Origin of the sequence: Sediminicoccus sp. BL-A-41-H5 (genome assembly GCF_050632405.1) — a bacterium.
Taxonomy (GTDB): domain Bacteria; phylum Pseudomonadota; class Alphaproteobacteria; order Acetobacterales; family Acetobacteraceae; genus Roseococcus.
In genome coordinates this window covers 2,928,234-2,943,304 of record NZ_CP192601.1, presented here as the reverse complement: position 1 = coordinate 2,943,304, position 15,071 = coordinate 2,928,234, and the positions used below count along the sequence as shown (strand labels likewise).

The following is a 15,071-nucleotide window of genomic DNA, read 5'->3' as shown; positions in this document are numbered from 1 at the left end:
TTGTTCGTTGTCAGACGGCGCGGGCGCCGGTGAAACGCATGAAGGGCCGCTGCCTGCCGTCAGTGGTCCAGGCGATCACGTCGTAGGTCTCGGGCTCACGCCCTGGCATTTCCATGCCGGGCGAGCCGATTGGCATGGCAGGCACCGCAAGGCCGATCACGCCGGCGGGGCGCTCGGAGAGCGCGCGACGGATCGAAAAGGCCGGCACGTGGCCCTCCAGCGCCAGGCCAGCGACACGGCCGGCATGGCACGAGAGCAGATCGGCCGGCGTCCCCAGCATCCGGCGGAATGGCGCGACGGAGGGAACGACGCGATCTGTAACCCCGAACCCTTCTGCACGCAGATGCTCGACCCAGGCGGCGCAACAGCCGCAGTGGGGGTCACGCCAAACCTCGACATGCTCTTGCCGCTGGGCCACCGCTGGCGCCGCCAGAAGCGCCGTAGTAACGGAAAACATGCAGCGGCGCTTCATGGCGGCGTAGTGGCTCATCGCGCAGGCAGCCGGGCCACGATCGCACGCATTTGCGCGATCTCACGCTCCTGATCCTGAATGATGCTTTCGGCCAGCGCCCGTACTTCCGGGTCGCGTCCAAACTCCAGCGCGACGCGAGCCATGTCGATGGCACCTTGATGGTGCGGGATCATGCCGGCGGCGAAGTCGCGGTCGGCGTTGCCGGTAAAGGTGACCGCCATGTCACGGTGCATCTTGTCGTTCACCGCCATGAACGCCCGCGTTGACGCCGACGCATTAGCGGGCGCGGCGGCGCCATGATTGTGGCCGGCCTGCGGCTGCGCGGCACCATGGCCTGGCCCGTGATGCGGCATTTGGGCCACGGCAAAGCCGGCACCCCCAGCGAGCGCGAGGCCAAGGGCGGCAATAATCAGGGTGGAACGGCGCATGGTGGGACCTTTCAATGGATCAAAGTAGTAAGGGCAGTACGACCGCAATTGTGACGTTGCTTCTCACGCAGATGACAAATGATGTCAGGACGGTGCCGTCATCTCCTGGTCGGCAACCGGCACGGCTTGCCATCCGTCGCGGCGCAGCTTTGCCAGCACGGGCGCCGCGTCTGGGACGTCCAGGCTGGCTTCCCGGCGCTCCAGGTTGATTTCCACGGTGACACCGGGTGCGACCTCGCTCAAACTGGCGCGAACGCCCTTGGCACAGCCGCCGCAGTGCATGTTGGCAATCGTCATGTGAAGCATGATGCCAGTCCTTCTTCGCTGCAGCGCTTGAGGTGGCGCTTGCTATTGTGGGAAGGTCAAGGCCTGCCTACCGCCCGACGCCTTGTTGGCGTGGCAGTGCAATGCGCACCGCCAATCCACCCTGGTCCGCATGGCCCAGTTCGATCGTGCCGCCGCTCGCCTCAGCAAAGCGTTGCGCGATGGACAGCCCCAAGCCGCTTCCGCCGGCACCGCGCGCCATGTCGAGTTGCTGGAACGGCACAAGGGCGCGGGCTCGGTCATCAGGCGCGATCCCTGACCCGCCATCGCTTACATCCACCACCATGCCGTCGCGCTCGATCTGAACGGTCAGGCGCACCGGCGGCCCGCCGTGCCGCACGGCATTGTCCACCAGGTTGGAAAAGGCGCGCTTTGCCGCCAAGCGCCGCAGCGGCAACACGGCGCGGGCTGGTCCGTCATAAGTCACGTCATGCCCGGCATCGGATGCGTCCGAGGCCAGCGTCAGCAGGATGGCAGCGAGGTCCGTCGGCACGACCGGCTCGCCGTCGCGCCCCTCGCGGATGTAGTCTAGGGTCCGCACCACCATTGCTTCCATCTCGGCGATGTCCGCCTCCATCCGCGCACGGTCCTCGCCCTCGGGCAGGAAGCCGGCGCGCAGTCGCAAGCGTGCGAGCGGAGTTCGCAGATCATGGCTGACCGCCGCCAGTGCTTCAGTTCTGTCCTCGACCAGGCGCCGGATGCGGCTCTGCATGGCGTTGAAGGCAAGTGCCGCGTGGCGCACCTCGACCGGCCCCTCCGTCGCCAGGGGGCGCGTTGCTAGATCATGGCCGATGCCATCGGCGGCATCGGCCAGGCGCCGCAGCGGTCGCGTAATCCAGCGCACCACCAGGACCGAGACGGTGCCGATTCCCAGCGCCATCGCGACCATCGAAATGACGGCACCGCGTTCCATCGAATTGGCGGGGGCTGCGAGCCAGCTTGCGGCGAAGACGATCCAGCCCCCACCGTCCGCCAGGGGCACCGCGCCCACGACTCGATGCCCTGGCTCCGCCTTTGGGTCCCAGTACAATCTCGCACCGCTGCCCAGACGCGCCGCGGCCTCCGCCAGGGCTGCGGGCGGTGAACCCTCGGCCAGCGGCGGCACCCGGTCCCAGTGCAGCTCGATGCCTGGACGTGCCAGCGCATGGGCCGCGGCGTCTCGCGCGCCTTCCGGAAGTGCGCCAACGGCCACCACGGCGGCCGAAAGGCGCTCGGCCAAGCGTTCGATACGTGCACCGCTTTCGGCTCCGTGCAACGCCTGCTCGTGCACGACCATGCTGCCGACGTGCAGCAGGGTCAGGCCCCCCAGCATGAGAAGCGTGATCCGCCCCGCGAGTGAGCGCGGCCACGGCACCCGCAATCGAGGCATCAGGCGCGCGTCACATCGGCCACGAAGACGTAGCCCGCCCCGCGCACCGTCTTGATAAGGGAAGGGCTGGTGTCCTGTGGCTCGATCTTGCGGCGCAGCCGCCCCACTTGCACATCCACCGTGCGGTCGAAGGGGTCCACGCCGACGCGCCGCTTGGCCACCTCCAGCAGTTGCTCGCGCGAGAGGACACGCTGCGGGTGTTCGAGGAAGGCCAGGAGCAGATCATATTCGGCGCCCGAGAGGTCCACGATGGCCTCTTCGGGGGAGACGAGCTCCCGCCGTGCCATGTCCAGCACCCAGCCCGCGAAACCGAGCCGGCGCAGGCGCGGCTCCGCTTCCGCTCCCGCCGGAGTGCTGCGTCGCAACAGCGCCCGGATGCGCGCCACCAGCTCGCGCGAGGAAAAGGGCTTGGCCACGTAGTCATCGGCGCCGAGTTCCAGGCCCAGCACGCGGTCCATCTCCTCGCCGCGCGCGGTCAGCATCATGACCGGGACGCGGGAACGTTCTCGCAGGCGCCGAAGGAGATCCAGGCCTGAGACACCGGGCAGCATCACATCCAGCAGGATCAGATCCGGCTGGGCCGCGATGGCATCCAGCACCTCCCACATCTCGCGCCCGTCCCGTGCGACAGAGGCCCGGAAGCCCGCCTCACGCAGCAGGCGCGCGACGAGGTTGCGCATGTCCGAATCGTCTTCGACGACCAGGATGTGCGCCTCGGGGTCCAGCAGCCGGCGTTCGGCGGGTTCCAGCATCTTGGGATGATCCGGCACTACTCGACGGGCGTAAAGCGAGCCTGGCGCTGCGCCTGGCCCGGCAGCGTCATGGTGGCGACGACGCGCATCGCGCTCTCGGCGCGGAAATCACCACGTGCGACCAGGAAGGCGCCCCCCTCGGCTGCTTCCAGCCGAAGCGTCTGGGAGCGGCCCTGCGCGAGGACGATCAGACTGCCGGTGGTGCCGTTCGCGGAAACCGGACGATCCTGGGCATCAAGCACCCAGACGCGGATTTCACCGTCCCGTGCCAGCACCTCGACGTGTCGATCGCCGATTTCGCCGATGACGCCACCATTGCTGCCACGTGCCCCGCCATGCGCAAGGGCCGGGCCCGTGGAGACGGCCAGGAAAGCCAGGAGAAGAAAGCGGCGTGGTGTCATGATGATCCTCATCGTGTCAGAAGGTTTCGAGAGCTGGGCGCTGTATGGCCGCGGCCGATTTCCGCTCCGCGGCATCCGCGCGCAGGCGTTCCAGGGCCGGCCGCCCGAACCGGTGGAACAGGATCGGCGTCACAAAGGCATCCAGCAGCGTGGCCGACACGAGGCCGCCCAGGATGGTGACGGCGACGGGGTGAAGGATCTCCTTGCCCGGCGCATCGGCGCCGATGGCCAGCGGGATCAGCGCGAGGCCGGCGGCCAGCGCCGTCATCAGCACGGGCGTCAGTCGTTCCGCGCTGCCGCGCAGCACCAGGGCAAGACCCCAGCGCTCGCCCTCGTGCAACGCGAGGTTCAGGTAGTGGCTGACCTTGAGGATGCCGTTGCGCGTGGTGATGCCGGTGAGGGTGACGAAGCCCACCATGGTGGCGACGGACAGCGGCTGCCCGGCGATCCAGAGCGCCGCCACCGCGCCGATCAAGGCCAGCGGCACGTTGCCCATGATGATCGCCGCCAGCATGGCCGAACGGTAGCGCGAGTACAGCACCACGAAGATCAGCGAGAGCGAGATGACGGCCAGCACGCCGATGGTCTGCATCGCCTCCTCCTGCGCCTGGAAGGTGCCCTCGAGGCTCGTCGTGTAGCCTGGTGGAAGGGCCATGCGGGCGACCTCTTCGCGGATGCCGGCGACGACGGCGGCCATGTTGGTGCCCGGGGTGGTGTTGGCCAGGACGACCATCCGTCGGCGGGCGCCTTCCCGCAGGATCTGGTTGGGACCGTCGGATTCCTCCACGGTGGCCAGCATGCGCAGCGGCACGCGGCCGCCGGGCGTCTCGACCAGCGCCTCGGCTAGGCGCGCCGTCGTGCGGTCGGCATCCGAGAGGCGCATGACCACGTCGAAACGGCGCGGGCCGTCCATGATCTGGCTAATGACCGCCCCTCCGGTCAACGCTTCCAGGGTCTCGGTCAGGGAGGCGGCGGAGACGCCGTAGAGGGCGGCGCGCTCATGGTCCACCGCGATGCGCAGCTGCGGCACGCGGACCTGCCGTTCGAGCTGAAGATCGGCGAGGCCCGGCACATTGGCGGCGAGCCGCGAGCGCAGCGTCTCGGACAGCGTGCGCAGCGTGTCGAGATCATCGCCGAAGATCTTCAACGCGATCTGCGCCCGCACGCCGGAGAGCATGTGGTCGAGCCGGTGCGAGATGGGCTGGCCCAGATTGATCGCGGCGGGCAGGGCTGAGAGGCGGGTGCGGATATCGGCCAGCACCTCGGCCCGCGGGCGGCCGGTGGTGTGCAGGTCGAGGTCCAGTTCGGAGGTGTGGACTCCCTCGGCGTGCTCGTCGAGCTCGGCCCGGCCCGTCCGGCGACCCACGCCCTTGACCTCGGGCACGGCCATGACCAGGCGCTCGGCCACGGTGCCCAGGGCGTCGGACTGCGCCAGCGAAATGCCGGGCTGATAGGTCAGACCGATGACGATGGTGCCCTCGTTGAAGGCCGGCAGGAAGGCACGCGGCAGGTAGACCGCGGCCGCCCCGGCCACGGCCACGCCCACCGCCGCCACGCCCAGCACCAGGGAGCGATGGCCGAAGGCCCAGCGCAGCGCACGATCATTCCCGGCCTTCAGCTTGCGCACCAGCCAGCCATCGCCGTGCGCCATCCGCTTCATGCGCGGCAGCAGGTAGTAGCACATGACGGGCGTCACCGTGATGGACACCAGCAGCGAGCAGAGGATGGAGACGATGTAGGCGATGCCGAGCGGCGCGAAGAGCCGCCCCTCGATGCCCGAGAGCGCGAAGAGCGGCAGGAACACCAGCACGATGATCAGCGTGGCATAGACGATGCCAGAGCGGACCTCGGAACTGGCGGCCGCGATGACATGCAGCGCGGATTCCGGAACAGCTTTCTCCCGGTTCTCGCGCAGCCGGCGGAAGATGTTCTCCACGTCCACCACGGCATCGTCCACCAGCTCGCCCACGGCGATGGCGATGCCGCCCAGCGTCATCGTGTTGATGGACAGCCCGAAGGCCGCGAAAAGAATGGCGGTGAGCAGGATCGAGAGCGGAATGGCCGTCAGCGAGATGAAGGTCGTGCGGACATTCAACAGGAAGGCGAAGAGCACGATCGCGACGACGACGAAGGCCTCGGCCAGCACGGTCTGGAGGTTGGCGATGCTCTGCTCGATGAAGCCGGCCTGCCGGAATTTGATGCGGTCGGCGACCACGCCGCGCGGCATGCCGCGCTGCAGTTCGGCCAGCGCCGCCTCGACGGCGCGGGTGAGGCGGATGGTATCGGCGCCAGGCTGCTTGCCGATGCCCAGGATCACCGCCGGTGCGCCATCCACCCCGGCATCGCCGCGCTTGAAGCGGGCACCGAACTCGACCGTCGCCACCTGGCGCAGCGCGATGGGCTGGCCTTCGCGGAAGCCCACGGTCGCGTTGCGGAGATCCTCCAGCGAGGTGGTGCGGCCGATGTTGCGGATCAGGAACTCGCGCCCCGCCTGGTCGACATAGCCGCCGCCGGCATTGACGCCGAACTGGCGCAGGGCTGCCACCATCTGCTCATGCGTCAGGTCCAGCGCATGCAGCCGCTGCATGTCGGGCATGACGCGGAACTGCCGCACCTCGCCGCCGATGGGGATCACCTGGCTGATCCCGGGAATGGTCAGCAGTCGCGGCCGCATCACCCAATCGGCGATCTCGCGCAGCTGCATCGGTGTGACGCTGCCATCGGCCGGTGCCGTCAGCGCCACCAGCATGATCTCGCCCATGATCGACGAGACGGGGGCCATGGAAGGCAGCACACGCGGCGGCAGCTGTCCCTGGATCTGGTTCAGCCGCTCGCTCACCTGCTGCCGCGCCCGCCAGATGTCCGCGCCCCAGTCGAACTCCACGAAGACGATGGACAGCCCGACCGAGGACACCGACCGCACCCGGGTGACGCCCGGCAGGCCGTTCACCGCGGTCTCGATGGGGAAGGAGACGAGCTGCTCGACCTCTTCCGGGGCGAAGCCTTCGGCTTCGGTCATCAGCGTGACAGTGGGCTTGTTCAAGTCCGGGAAGACGTCCACGGGCATCCGGGACAGGGTCCACATGCCGTAGGCGGTGACGAGCAGGGCGGCCACCAGCACGAAGAGCCGGTTGCGCAGGGAGAAGCCGACGAGGGCGTTGAAGAACATGGCTCAGCGCACCTGGGCGATGAGGCCGGCGCCCTGGACGACGACGCGCCGTCCCGACTCCAACCCGGCGGTGACCACGACGCGCGTGCCGTCCAGCGGCTGCACGCGGACCTGGCGAGGCACGAAGCGCTCGGCGGTCGCGTGCTCGAACACCACCGGTGGGCCTTCGGCGGAGCGCACCACGGCATCGGCCGGCAGCACGATGCCCTGGACTTGCTGTGCGGTTCGCAGCGTCACCATCACGGAGGCGCCGATCGGCGCATCGGGCGGCGGGTTTTCTACCCGGAAGTTCACCGGCACGGCCTGCTGCCGCACCGTCAGGCCACGGCCCATGAAGGTGAGCTCTACCGTTCGTCCATCTGCCAGCGTGGCGGTGGCACCGGCGACCCGATCCAGGCCCTGCCGCTCGAAGGCCAATGCCTCTACCCAGAGGCGCGAAGGGTCCACAATGTCGAAGACGGAGACCTGGCTGTCCACCAACTGCCCGACCGCGCCGCGCACGACGGAGACGACGCCGGAGACCGGGGCGACCAGCGGCTCGCGCCCGGAGAGTGCCGGCTGAATGGCGGCGCGGCGTTGCCGGGTGCCGGCGAGCTCGGCCTGCGCTTCAGAAATCTCACGCTCGGACACGCTGCCGCGCAGGGCGACCAGGCGGCGCACCCGTGCGTCCAGGATGGTGATCTGTGCGTCCAGCTCCGCCGCATTCTGCACGAGGCCGCCGCGCTCGGCCGCGCTGTAGGTGGGCAGCACGAAGGCCAGGACCTGGCCGCGCTCCACGCGCTGACCGAGGATGGGAAAGCCGCGTTCCGTAGGCTCCAGCCGGCCCGGCTGGGAGGACTGCACACGGCCGGAGGCATTGGGGTCCGGGACGAGGGTGCCGACCATGCGGATCGACGCCGATGCATCGCCGCTCGCCGTCACCTGCGTGCGGATCGTCAGAAGCCGCTGCGATCCCTTGGGCATGAAGATGGCACCGTCCTCCAGTCGGCGCGGCGCCTCGAAGGTCGAGGTCGAACCAGGTGCCGACCCATGGCCAGGATCGGCCCAGGCGGGGGCGGCAAGCAGCGCCAGGCCAAGTCCCAGCGCCGCGACGCGACGCGCCGGCAGTTCGGCGGAGGCCGGCTTGACCGGCGCGGCTGTCGGCGGCTGCTCTTGCGTCACTTCCTCCTCGACCATCGGCGGCAGCGGCCGGCGGACAGAGCCGCGGCCCAGCAACACGCCGACCACCAGCAGTAGGGCACCCAGCGCGAGCTGGGTGGCTGTGTTGCGGAGGAAGGCCAGTGCCGAGGCGGCCGCGCCGGCAGCCACCGCGGCCTCGGGCACATCGAGCCGCGCCGTCAGCAGGTCCATCTCTGCGCCCGCGCTGACGGTGAACACCACGTCACGTGGGCCAGGTTGCGCCAGCAGCGGCGAGCGGACAACGAAGAGGCCGATGCCCTGGCGTTCTGCGGCCACCTCCTGGCCGCCAATGGTGAGCGTCACCGCGCCATCCACCGGCGCGTTGTCGGCCCAACGATCCAGGTAGATCGTCAATACGCCGCCAGGCTGGAGCACGGCGACGATCTCGAACAGGTCGCTGTGCGTCTCAGCCCGCGGCAGGGCAGAGGCGACCCCTGCGGGTTCGTCGTCATGGCCGGGATGGGCAAGGGCAGGGAGCGGGCCGCTCAGCAAAAGCGTCGCGGCCAGGAGGATGGATCGGATCATTGTGGCTCCAGGCCCAGGGTCTGGTTGATGGTGGAGGCGGCGCGGCCTTGCTCGACGCGCGCGCGGCGGCGCTGCGCATCGGCTTGGGCAATCTGTGAACGGACACGAACGACTTCGGCGAAGGGAAGCTGGCCGGCGCGATAGGCGGCCTCGCTGAGGCCGGTCTGCTCGGCCAAAGCGCGGTGGCGCTGCTCGGCGAGGCCCGCGATGGTGGCGGCATCCCCGGCCTGGGCGCGGGCGCGGGTATCGGCGCCGGCCAGGGTGCGCGCGACGGTGGCGAGCGTCGCCTCGGCCAGCGTCGCCTCGGCCCGTGCGGTGGCGATGCGTTCGTTCACCTGGGGCGCGTAGGAAAAGGGAATGCGGACACCGATCAGCAGGCGGTCGATATAGGGCTCTCCCGTGCCGTCACGTTCCCGCCGCCAGCCGCCGAACACAGTCGGGCTGGCGCGGTCGCGCACCTGTGCCAGCCGCTCCTCCGCCCGCGCCAGATCCTGCGAGGTGCGGGCAACGGCGGCAGCAGGCAGGGCGCGCAGCGCGGCCTCGCCGGTCGGTGGGGGTGCCGCGCGTTCCGGCTGGCCCTGAGTCGGGTTCGTGCCGGTTAGAGTGCGAAAGGTGATGGCGGCGTCACGCGCAAGGCCGGCGGCCGTGGTAAGGGTGGCCTCCGCGTCGCGCGCATCCGCAGCGGCCAGCAGCAGGTCGGCACGCGGGACCTGCCCGGCATTCACCTGGCGGGTCAGGTCACGCTCCAAAGCGCGCGCTGCGGTGACGCGAGCCTGGGCGGCCTCGCGCTCGGCATTGGCCGCAGCCCAGTTCCAATAGGCTTCGCGGACCAATCCAGCCAAGGTGATGCGCGCCTCGGCAATGCGGGCATCGAGCTGGGCCGTCTGCGCCTCAACGCTGCCGCGCAGCGCGCGCGATTCCCCTGGCAGCCAGACCGGCACCTCGCCGCCGATCTCGAACTCCTGGAAGCCCGTGCGCTGGGTGAAGGTGGTGGTCCGCCAGGAGGGGCTGATGGACGGCGCACCAGGCAGCAACGCCTGCGCACCCTGCCGGCGCGCCTCGATGACCGCACGCTGGGCCATGAGGCCACGAAGCTCGGCATTCAGCTCAACGGCCGCCCGAAAGCCGGACCGTATGTCTTCGGCCGTCGCGGGCACAGCCCAAGCCAAGGCTGCCGTGATCAGCAGGATTTGACGCATGTGTGGAACTCCATGTCGCTTCTTTTGCCGCATGGAGTGCGACAAGACCGCTCTGGTTCATGACAAACTGTGTCAGGCGTAGCGGAGCAACGTCTCCATGCCGCGCACCTGGTGGTAGAGGTGATGGCAATGGAATGGCCACGGCCCGGGGTTTTCCGCCGCAAAAGCGATGGTCACGCGCTGCATGGGTGGCACAAGCACGGTGTCGCGGAGGGCGCCCGCGAAGCGGCGGCCCTCGATTGCAACAACCTGGAAATGGTGGCCGTGCAGGTGCATGGGGTGCGACATCATCGTCGTATTGCGCATCTCGATCTCCAGGCGCTCGCCGCGACGCACCTGTATCGGCGCGCCATCGCCCATTCCCCACCGGTAGGTCGCCATGTCGCCCGTCAGCGGCATGACGATCGTGCGCGTGGCGCGCGCCGGGGTGGCGGGGCCGCGAAGGCGGGCTTCGAGTTCCAGGCCCACGGCCGGCACGGCATCGCCCATGCCGTCCAGGCGGGAGATGGCGGCCCCGGGCGGACGGAGAATGACCCCCGTGCGTTCCCGAGCGCCTTCGCGGCGGAACAGCACCGGCAACGCGCCGCCACCCTCCGGGATGTCCAACAGGATGTCGGCGCGTTGAGCCACGGCGATGGGGACGGTCGAGACCCGCAGCGGTTCAGTAAGGTCCTCGCCATCCACCGCGACCAGCATGCCCGTGGCGGAGCCGAGATCGAGGTGGAATCCGGTCGCCGACGCACCGTTGATGACCCGGAGCCGCACGCGGCCGCGGCGCTCGACGGCAATCACCTCGGGGTCGTCCAGCGTTCTGTCATTGGCGAGATAGGCGTCAAACTCGATATCGTTGATGTCCATGGCCATGCTGCGGCGGCCAAGGCCGACCAGGCCGCGCAGACGGTCCACGATGCCCATGCCGCCCATCGCGCCGTGAGGTGACGGCGCCGCAGCATGCGGCGCGGCGCCGCCATGCGGGGCCATTTCGGCCGGTCCGCCCACCAGGCGCGCCAGCAGCTCATCGGCCGGGGCGAAGCTGAAATCCTGGAGCAGGATCACGACCTCCTGCTCATCCGGCGCACTGGCCGGCCGCACGATCAGCGGCGCGGCCATCAGGGCTTGTTTCTGAAGGCCGAGATGGCTGTGCATCCAATGGGTTGCCGGACGATCGAGAGGGAAGCGAAACTCCTGGCTGCCGCCGGCGGGAATGGGCTCCATGGAGACGCCGGGCACGCCATCCTGGCGCCAGGGCGGCGTGGGGCCGTGCCAGTGGATGCCGGTCGGCTCGGAGGTCTCGTTGACGAGGCGAACCGCGAAGCCCTCCCCAGCGCGGCGCGACCAGCCCGGACGACCGTTGCGGTCCACCAGGCCAAAGACCTGGGCGGAGCGGCCCTTCACCTCGATCTGGCGGGTGACCGCACGGATGACGTCCGGCTCGGTTTGGGCCATGGCCGGGAGTGACATTGCCGCCATTGGCATGGCGGCGGCGCTGGCGAGGAACTGACGACGGTTCATGGGTAGTATCCAATAAGGAGTGCGGTTGGTGTTGGGCGGGCTTGCACCCGCCCAACCGGTTCAGCGGCTGCCGGCCGGCCGGTGCCCGTGTTCGATCACCGGCCGCCCGTCCTCGTTGTCCACGACGCGACCGGGGGCCGGCGTGCCGACCGTACCACGGCCAGGGCCGCTTCGGACCACAGTGCGCTCGGCGTCACCGGCGGGCATGCTGGCGACACCCCCGGACGTGCCCACATGCGACGAAGCATCCGGGCGATGGATCTCGGGCCTGCCAGCCTCGGCGGAGCCGGTCACGTGGGGCGCGAAGTTGCCGGTCTCGGGCCGCCCTGACGGGTCGTGCGCCAGCGCGGCCGTGGCAAACATGGCGAAGGTGGCAGCGAGAATGAGGGAGGAGCGCATTGATCGATTCCTTGTGTGAGCGGCGGACCATCCCGTGCTCGTGGAACCGTTATGGCGGCTGAATGATGACGTTGCTTCTCCGCGGCGTGACAAAAGATGTCCGATCAGGGCCTTATCCGAATCGGGATCCCGCGGCGGCGCAGCCTGGCGAAGACGGAAATCGTGCGGGCCAGCGAAACCCAGCGCCCCACAACGATTGCCTTCCGGGGCGCGCCACGGTTGGTGAATCTGCAAGCGTGATCAAGAAGTTCAGATGGAGCCTCCTACTCCAGCGGTTCATGACGCGTGCGATGACATGCGGGCGTGCGCACGGTATGTCTTCGCGAATGAATTCGTTGGGCGCATCGGCGCGCGGGCCTGCGACCCGCGCGCCTGTTCGCTTCAGCGGGAGGCTGTTTGCGGCCGCGTGATCTCATTGGCGACCCAGTTCACCAGCGATGGCGCCTGGATGAAGTTCCGGTGATCGACGAGAGCCCTGACGGGCACGTTCGTCGCGCGATCGAACCAGACAGATTCGGTGAACTGGAATGCCGAGCCCTGGACAACGAAGTAACGGTCAACGCGGACCGTGTTGAAGGTGCCGGCGGGTGTGGTCACCGAGCCACCGGCCTCGGCTGTCCAACGTTCCTGCAGGACGATGCTGTCCCCAGTGAGGCCGGTTCCGAAATACGAGAACTCCAGAGGCCTCGCGGTCGCGAGGTTGACCCCGTTGGCGAATGCCCCGGCCAGACGTGGACCCGCCGCACGGTAGAAGCCTTCACTCACCCGCCAGTAGCCCATAAAACGGGGTTGGTTGCCCGACATCATGCAACTGCCGGGTTGGCTGGTATCCTCGCCCCGAAAACGGAGCGCCGCCCCGTTCGATGGTTCGACGACCGTGCCGGCGGCGGGGCAACGAAACTGCCAGTTCGCATCCGAGGCGCCGGACTGGGCCTGGGCCTGTGGTCCGGTGCCCAAGGCCGCGAGGGCGATGGCGGCCACCAGAATGTTTCTGATCATGGAACTCTCCCTTATGTGTGGATTCGCAGCGTTGAGTGGGATCAGGACTGGCTGCGGCAGCCTTGACCGAGCCACGACAGGGTTGGGCCCGTCATGGAAGGCAGTTCCTTCATCGGATGATGACCGGACGGCCGTCTTCGTTGCCGACAACGACGGCCGGGCGGTTACCACCCATGGTGCCGCGACCCGGCCCGCTGCGGCTCACGCTGGTATCATCAGCGCCGCCTTCCAAGCGGCCCAGACCGGCACTGACGGCGCGGGAATTCGGGATTTCGGGACGGTGGATCACCGGCTTGCCGTCTTCGTCCACATCGACCACGCGGGCGGACGCAACACCCTCCACCCCGCCTGGAAGCGAGCGTATGTCGCGCGGCAGGGGCGCAATGGTGCACCCCGAGAGGAAGATGAACGTGAGGAGCAGTCCTCGGGCCATTGTCTGCGATCCATGAGCGGTCCAGCGCTTTGCTGTGGGCCGAATATGGTCGAGATGAATTGTCACATGGCGACAGCAGCATATCAGACTATGACAAATTAAATACACTATCTAAGGCATGAGGATCTGACATTTATTTTTACATAAAGACAAAATGTAAATATAAAAGGATTATTACTCGGACGACGATGGGTTTTTGAGTTTAAAATGGTTGTTCAATTTATCTTGGTTGGTATGGCGTCTGGAAATTGGTATGGCCCGGCTAACTGAGGGGATTGTCGCCATTGGTGCCGAGCCAGGCGATGAACGGTGCGTCCAGCAGGCCAAGCATCGTCATCGCGGCCAGGAGGCGAGATTGTTGCCGACGGTCTGCGTAGCACGACAAATGCGGTCAGCAGATCCCTACGTAAGTCTCGGCAATCGGCGTCCCCAGAGAAGGTTGGAATCCGGTTCCCACCGCTACGCCAGTTTCAACTCCCCTAACCCCTCTCCCCCGTAGCGGCCGTCGCCCTGTGGCGCAGGTTTTCCGCCATTTTTGTGCGATGGCTGGCGGTTGCTGAGTCGCACCGACACCCGAAAATCGCTCTCTCCTGCGCGGTATTCTCCAAAGCTGGCGACTTGGGCGATTTACCAGCCAGGCTGAAAGCCAAGAAAAATCTCAAGTTTTTTCGGTCATGATGTAGCGGAGTTCGCCGTTGCGGGTGGGGGAGCGGAAGGAGCTGCTACCGAATCGCCTATTGCCAGCCGCCACGCCAGCGCCACAATCAGGCCGCCCAAGCCGCTGACAGCGCCTCGGCCTACTGCAGAACCGTCTGGACGGCCGCGTCCTGGAGGTCCGGCGGATACCCTCACCGGCGAGATCCGCTTCCATCGTGGCGATGAAGCACCCTTCACCGCCCGTCGCTCGTAGCTTTTCAGAGGCCTGCTAGAGAAGCGCCTCGCGCCCTATGTTTCCGGTTCTGCCTTGGGCGCGTAGCAGCCGGGCGTGGCCATGACGGGAGTTCCCCCGTCCAGCCAGTCGTGCAGCGCCCTCTCATAGGCCGGGAAGGAAGGCAGCGCCTTCGCCTGCGGCATGTAGCGCAGGTCGTCGGCGCGCACCCTGATCCGCACAGCCAGGTCGCCAAGCTCTTGGTTATAGATGCGCTTCGCGTCGTTCATGGCTTCCCAAAGCGGATGACGAATACTCATGCGGCCATGGCCTCCTCGATGTGCGGGGCCTGGAAGTCGGCCAGATAGGCGCTGACCTTCTCCGCGGCGCGCGCTGCGGTCCACAACCTCATCGGATCCTCCTTCAGCTTCCTGAGCCACGCGGCGAGATAGGTGGCGTGATCCTCGCGCGGCTCCTTTGACAGGCCCAGGTCCGCGCATAGCAGAGCGGATGCCATCTCCGCGATCAGTTACTCGCGGGCATAGCCGGTGCTGGCGAACTCGCTGGTAAGGTTGCGGTTCAACCGGCTCCGCTCGGCGGTCCAGTGCGCCAGCTCGTGCAGCTACGGTCGCGTAGAAGGCCTCCTCGCTGGTGAAGCTGCGCCGGTCGGGCATGTGGATGGTGTCGGTGCTGGGCCGGTAGAACGGCCCACCCACGCCCTCGATGCGCCTGGCTCCGGTGTTGGCGATGAACTGCTCCGCCATTTCTCATACGAGCCATGCCCTCCGCCTGACCGAGCGCCGCGCTGTATGGCGAGTTTCCTGGGGTTTTCAGTACAGACCTGTTGACTGGCCGGACGCGGAGGCAGGACAAGCCGGTCTTCGTGCATAGACTGGTCACGCTGCAGAGCATCGAGGAGAAGATGGAAGTCCTGAAGGAACGAAAGCGCGCGCTCGTAGCGACAGTGCTGGGCGGCGAGGAAGGCGGCGCGCTGAAGCTGACTGACGCGGATGTGGAGGAGCTCTTTGCGCCCATGTGAGTC

The 15,071-nt window shown here is 67.8% G+C and carries 15 protein-coding genes and 2 pseudogenes; 1 reads left to right on the top strand and 16 read right to left on the bottom strand.

The window, feature by feature from the left end:
- Positions 1-10: 10 nt before the first annotated feature.
- From ACQ860_RS14420 to ACQ860_RS14345, 16 genes and pseudogenes are all read right to left on the bottom strand, one after another.
- Positions 11-490, bottom strand: a complete 480-nt coding sequence (locus tag ACQ860_RS14420) for a DUF411 domain-containing protein (protein WP_431304030.1) — start codon at positions 488-490, stop codon at positions 11-13.
- Positions 487-900, bottom strand: a complete 414-nt coding sequence (copM, locus tag ACQ860_RS14415) for a CopM family metallochaperone (protein WP_431304029.1) — start codon at positions 898-900, stop codon at positions 487-489. Before copM ends, ACQ860_RS14420 begins: the two co-directional genes overlap by 4 nt.
- Positions 901-984: 84 nt before the next feature.
- Entirely contained in the window at positions 985-1,197 is a 213-nt protein-coding gene (locus ACQ860_RS14410) for a heavy-metal-associated domain-containing protein (RefSeq protein ID WP_431304028.1), read from the bottom strand.
- Positions 1,198-1,273: 76 nt separating this feature from the next.
- The gene (locus ACQ860_RS14405) at positions 1,274-2,536 is read right to left on the bottom strand and encodes an ATP-binding protein (RefSeq protein ID WP_431304027.1); all 1,263 of its coding nucleotides are present in this window, start codon (positions 2,534-2,536) and stop codon (positions 1,274-1,276) included.
- A 56-nt stretch (positions 2,537-2,592) separates the two neighbouring features.
- Positions 2,593-3,345 carry a response regulator transcription factor gene (locus ACQ860_RS14400; RefSeq protein WP_431304026.1) on the bottom strand — a complete coding sequence of 251 codons (753 nt, stop codon included), beginning with the start codon at positions 3,343-3,345 and terminating at the stop codon, positions 2,593-2,595.
- A 17-nt stretch (positions 3,346-3,362) separates the two neighbouring features.
- The gene (locus ACQ860_RS14395; RefSeq protein WP_431304025.1) at positions 3,363-3,758 is read right to left on the bottom strand and encodes a hypothetical protein; all 396 of its coding nucleotides are present in this window, start codon (positions 3,756-3,758) and stop codon (positions 3,363-3,365) included.
- 4 nt (positions 3,759-3,762) lie between these two features.
- Positions 3,763-6,915 (bottom strand): efflux RND transporter permease subunit, encoded by a 3,153-nt coding sequence (locus ACQ860_RS14390; protein WP_431304024.1) that lies wholly within the window; start codon positions 6,913-6,915, stop codon positions 3,763-3,765.
- 3 nt (positions 6,916-6,918) lie between these two features.
- Positions 6,919-8,619, bottom strand: coding sequence for an efflux RND transporter periplasmic adaptor subunit (locus ACQ860_RS14385; protein WP_431304023.1), 1,701 nt, complete (start codon positions 8,617-8,619; stop codon positions 6,919-6,921).
- A complete protein-coding gene (locus ACQ860_RS14380; protein WP_431304022.1) occupies positions 8,616-9,701 on the bottom strand; it encodes a TolC family protein in 1,086 nt (361 codons plus the stop codon). Before ACQ860_RS14380 ends, ACQ860_RS14385 begins: the two co-directional genes overlap by 4 nt.
- Before the next feature lie 189 nt (positions 9,702-9,890).
- Positions 9,891-11,330 (bottom strand): multicopper oxidase family protein, encoded by a 1,440-nt coding sequence (locus tag ACQ860_RS14375; protein WP_431304021.1) that lies wholly within the window; start codon positions 11,328-11,330, stop codon positions 9,891-9,893.
- Positions 11,331-11,390: 60 nt separating this feature from the next.
- Complete coding sequence (locus ACQ860_RS14370; RefSeq protein ID WP_431304020.1) at positions 11,391-11,729, bottom strand: hypothetical protein; 339 nt, start codon at positions 11,727-11,729, stop codon at positions 11,391-11,393.
- 381 nt (positions 11,730-12,110) lie between these two features.
- On the bottom strand, positions 12,111-12,728 hold the full coding sequence (locus ACQ860_RS14365) for a hypothetical protein (RefSeq protein ID WP_431304019.1): 618 nt from the start codon (positions 12,726-12,728) through the stop codon (positions 12,111-12,113).
- A gap of 109 nt (positions 12,729-12,837) precedes the next feature.
- On the bottom strand, positions 12,838-13,161 hold the full coding sequence (locus ACQ860_RS14360; protein WP_431304018.1) for a hypothetical protein: 324 nt from the start codon (positions 13,159-13,161) through the stop codon (positions 12,838-12,840).
- A gap of 945 nt (positions 13,162-14,106) precedes the next feature.
- Positions 14,107-14,349: a hypothetical protein gene (locus tag ACQ860_RS14355; protein ID WP_431305812.1), complete on the bottom strand. Its 243-nt coding sequence runs from the start codon at positions 14,347-14,349 to the stop codon at positions 14,107-14,109.
- Positions 14,346-14,642, bottom strand: a pseudogene (locus tag ACQ860_RS14350) (zincin-like metallopeptidase domain-containing protein). Before ACQ860_RS14350 ends, ACQ860_RS14355 begins: the two are co-directional and overlap by 4 nt.
- A 22-nt stretch (positions 14,643-14,664) precedes the next feature.
- Positions 14,665-14,793 (bottom strand): annotated as a pseudogene (locus ACQ860_RS14345) (zincin-like metallopeptidase domain-containing protein); the annotation flags it as partial.
- A 119-nt stretch (positions 14,794-14,912) separates the two neighbouring features.
- Between ACQ860_RS14345 and ACQ860_RS14340 the strand changes: the two are divergent.
- Positions 14,913-15,068: a hypothetical protein gene (locus ACQ860_RS14340; RefSeq protein WP_431304017.1), complete on the top strand. Its 156-nt coding sequence runs from the start codon at positions 14,913-14,915 to the stop codon at positions 15,066-15,068.
- Positions 15,069-15,071: the final 3 nt, after the last annotated feature.

Excerpts from the sequence above, each read along its gene's own strand:
- ACQ860_RS14420 (WP_431304030.1), bottom strand. The coding sequence starts at position 490 with ATGAGCCACTACGCCGCCATGAAGCGCCGCTGCATGTTTTCCGTTACT.
- copM (WP_431304029.1), bottom strand. The coding sequence starts at position 900 with ATGCGCCGTTCCACCCTGATTATTGCCGCCCTTGGCCTCGCGCTCGCT.
- ACQ860_RS14410 (WP_431304028.1), bottom strand. The coding sequence starts at position 1,197 with ATGACGATTGCCAACATGCACTGCGGCGGCTGTGCCAAGGGCGTTCGC.
- ACQ860_RS14405 (WP_431304027.1), bottom strand. The coding sequence starts at position 2,536 with ATGCTGGGGGGCCTGACCCTGCTGCACGTCGGCAGCATGGTCGTGCAC.
- ACQ860_RS14400 (WP_431304026.1), bottom strand. The coding sequence starts at position 3,345 with ATGCTGGAACCCGCCGAACGCCGGCTGCTGGACCCCGAGGCGCACATC.
- ACQ860_RS14395 (WP_431304025.1), bottom strand. The coding sequence starts at position 3,758 with ATGAGGATCATCATGACACCACGCCGCTTTCTTCTCCTGGCTTTCCTG.
- ACQ860_RS14390 (WP_431304024.1), bottom strand. The coding sequence starts at position 6,915 with ATGTTCTTCAACGCCCTCGTCGGCTTCTCCCTGCGCAACCGGCTCTTC.
- ACQ860_RS14385 (WP_431304023.1), bottom strand. The coding sequence starts at position 8,619 with ATGATCCGATCCATCCTCCTGGCCGCGACGCTTTTGCTGAGCGGCCCG.
- ACQ860_RS14380 (WP_431304022.1), bottom strand. The coding sequence starts at position 9,701 with ATGGCCCAGCGTGCGGTCATCGAGGCGCGCCGGCAGGGTGCGCAGGCG.
- ACQ860_RS14375 (WP_431304021.1), bottom strand. The coding sequence starts at position 11,330 with ATGAACCGTCGTCAGTTCCTCGCCAGCGCCGCCGCCATGCCAATGGCG.
- ACQ860_RS14370 (WP_431304020.1), bottom strand. The coding sequence starts at position 11,729 with ATGCGCTCCTCCCTCATTCTCGCTGCCACCTTCGCCATGTTTGCCACG.
- ACQ860_RS14365 (WP_431304019.1), bottom strand. The coding sequence starts at position 12,728 with ATGATCAGAAACATTCTGGTGGCCGCCATCGCCCTCGCGGCCTTGGGC.
- ACQ860_RS14360 (WP_431304018.1), bottom strand. The coding sequence starts at position 13,161 with ATGGCCCGAGGACTGCTCCTCACGTTCATCTTCCTCTCGGGGTGCACC.
- ACQ860_RS14355 (WP_431305812.1), bottom strand. The coding sequence starts at position 14,349 with ATGAGTATTCGTCATCCGCTTTGGGAAGCCATGAACGACGCGAAGCGC.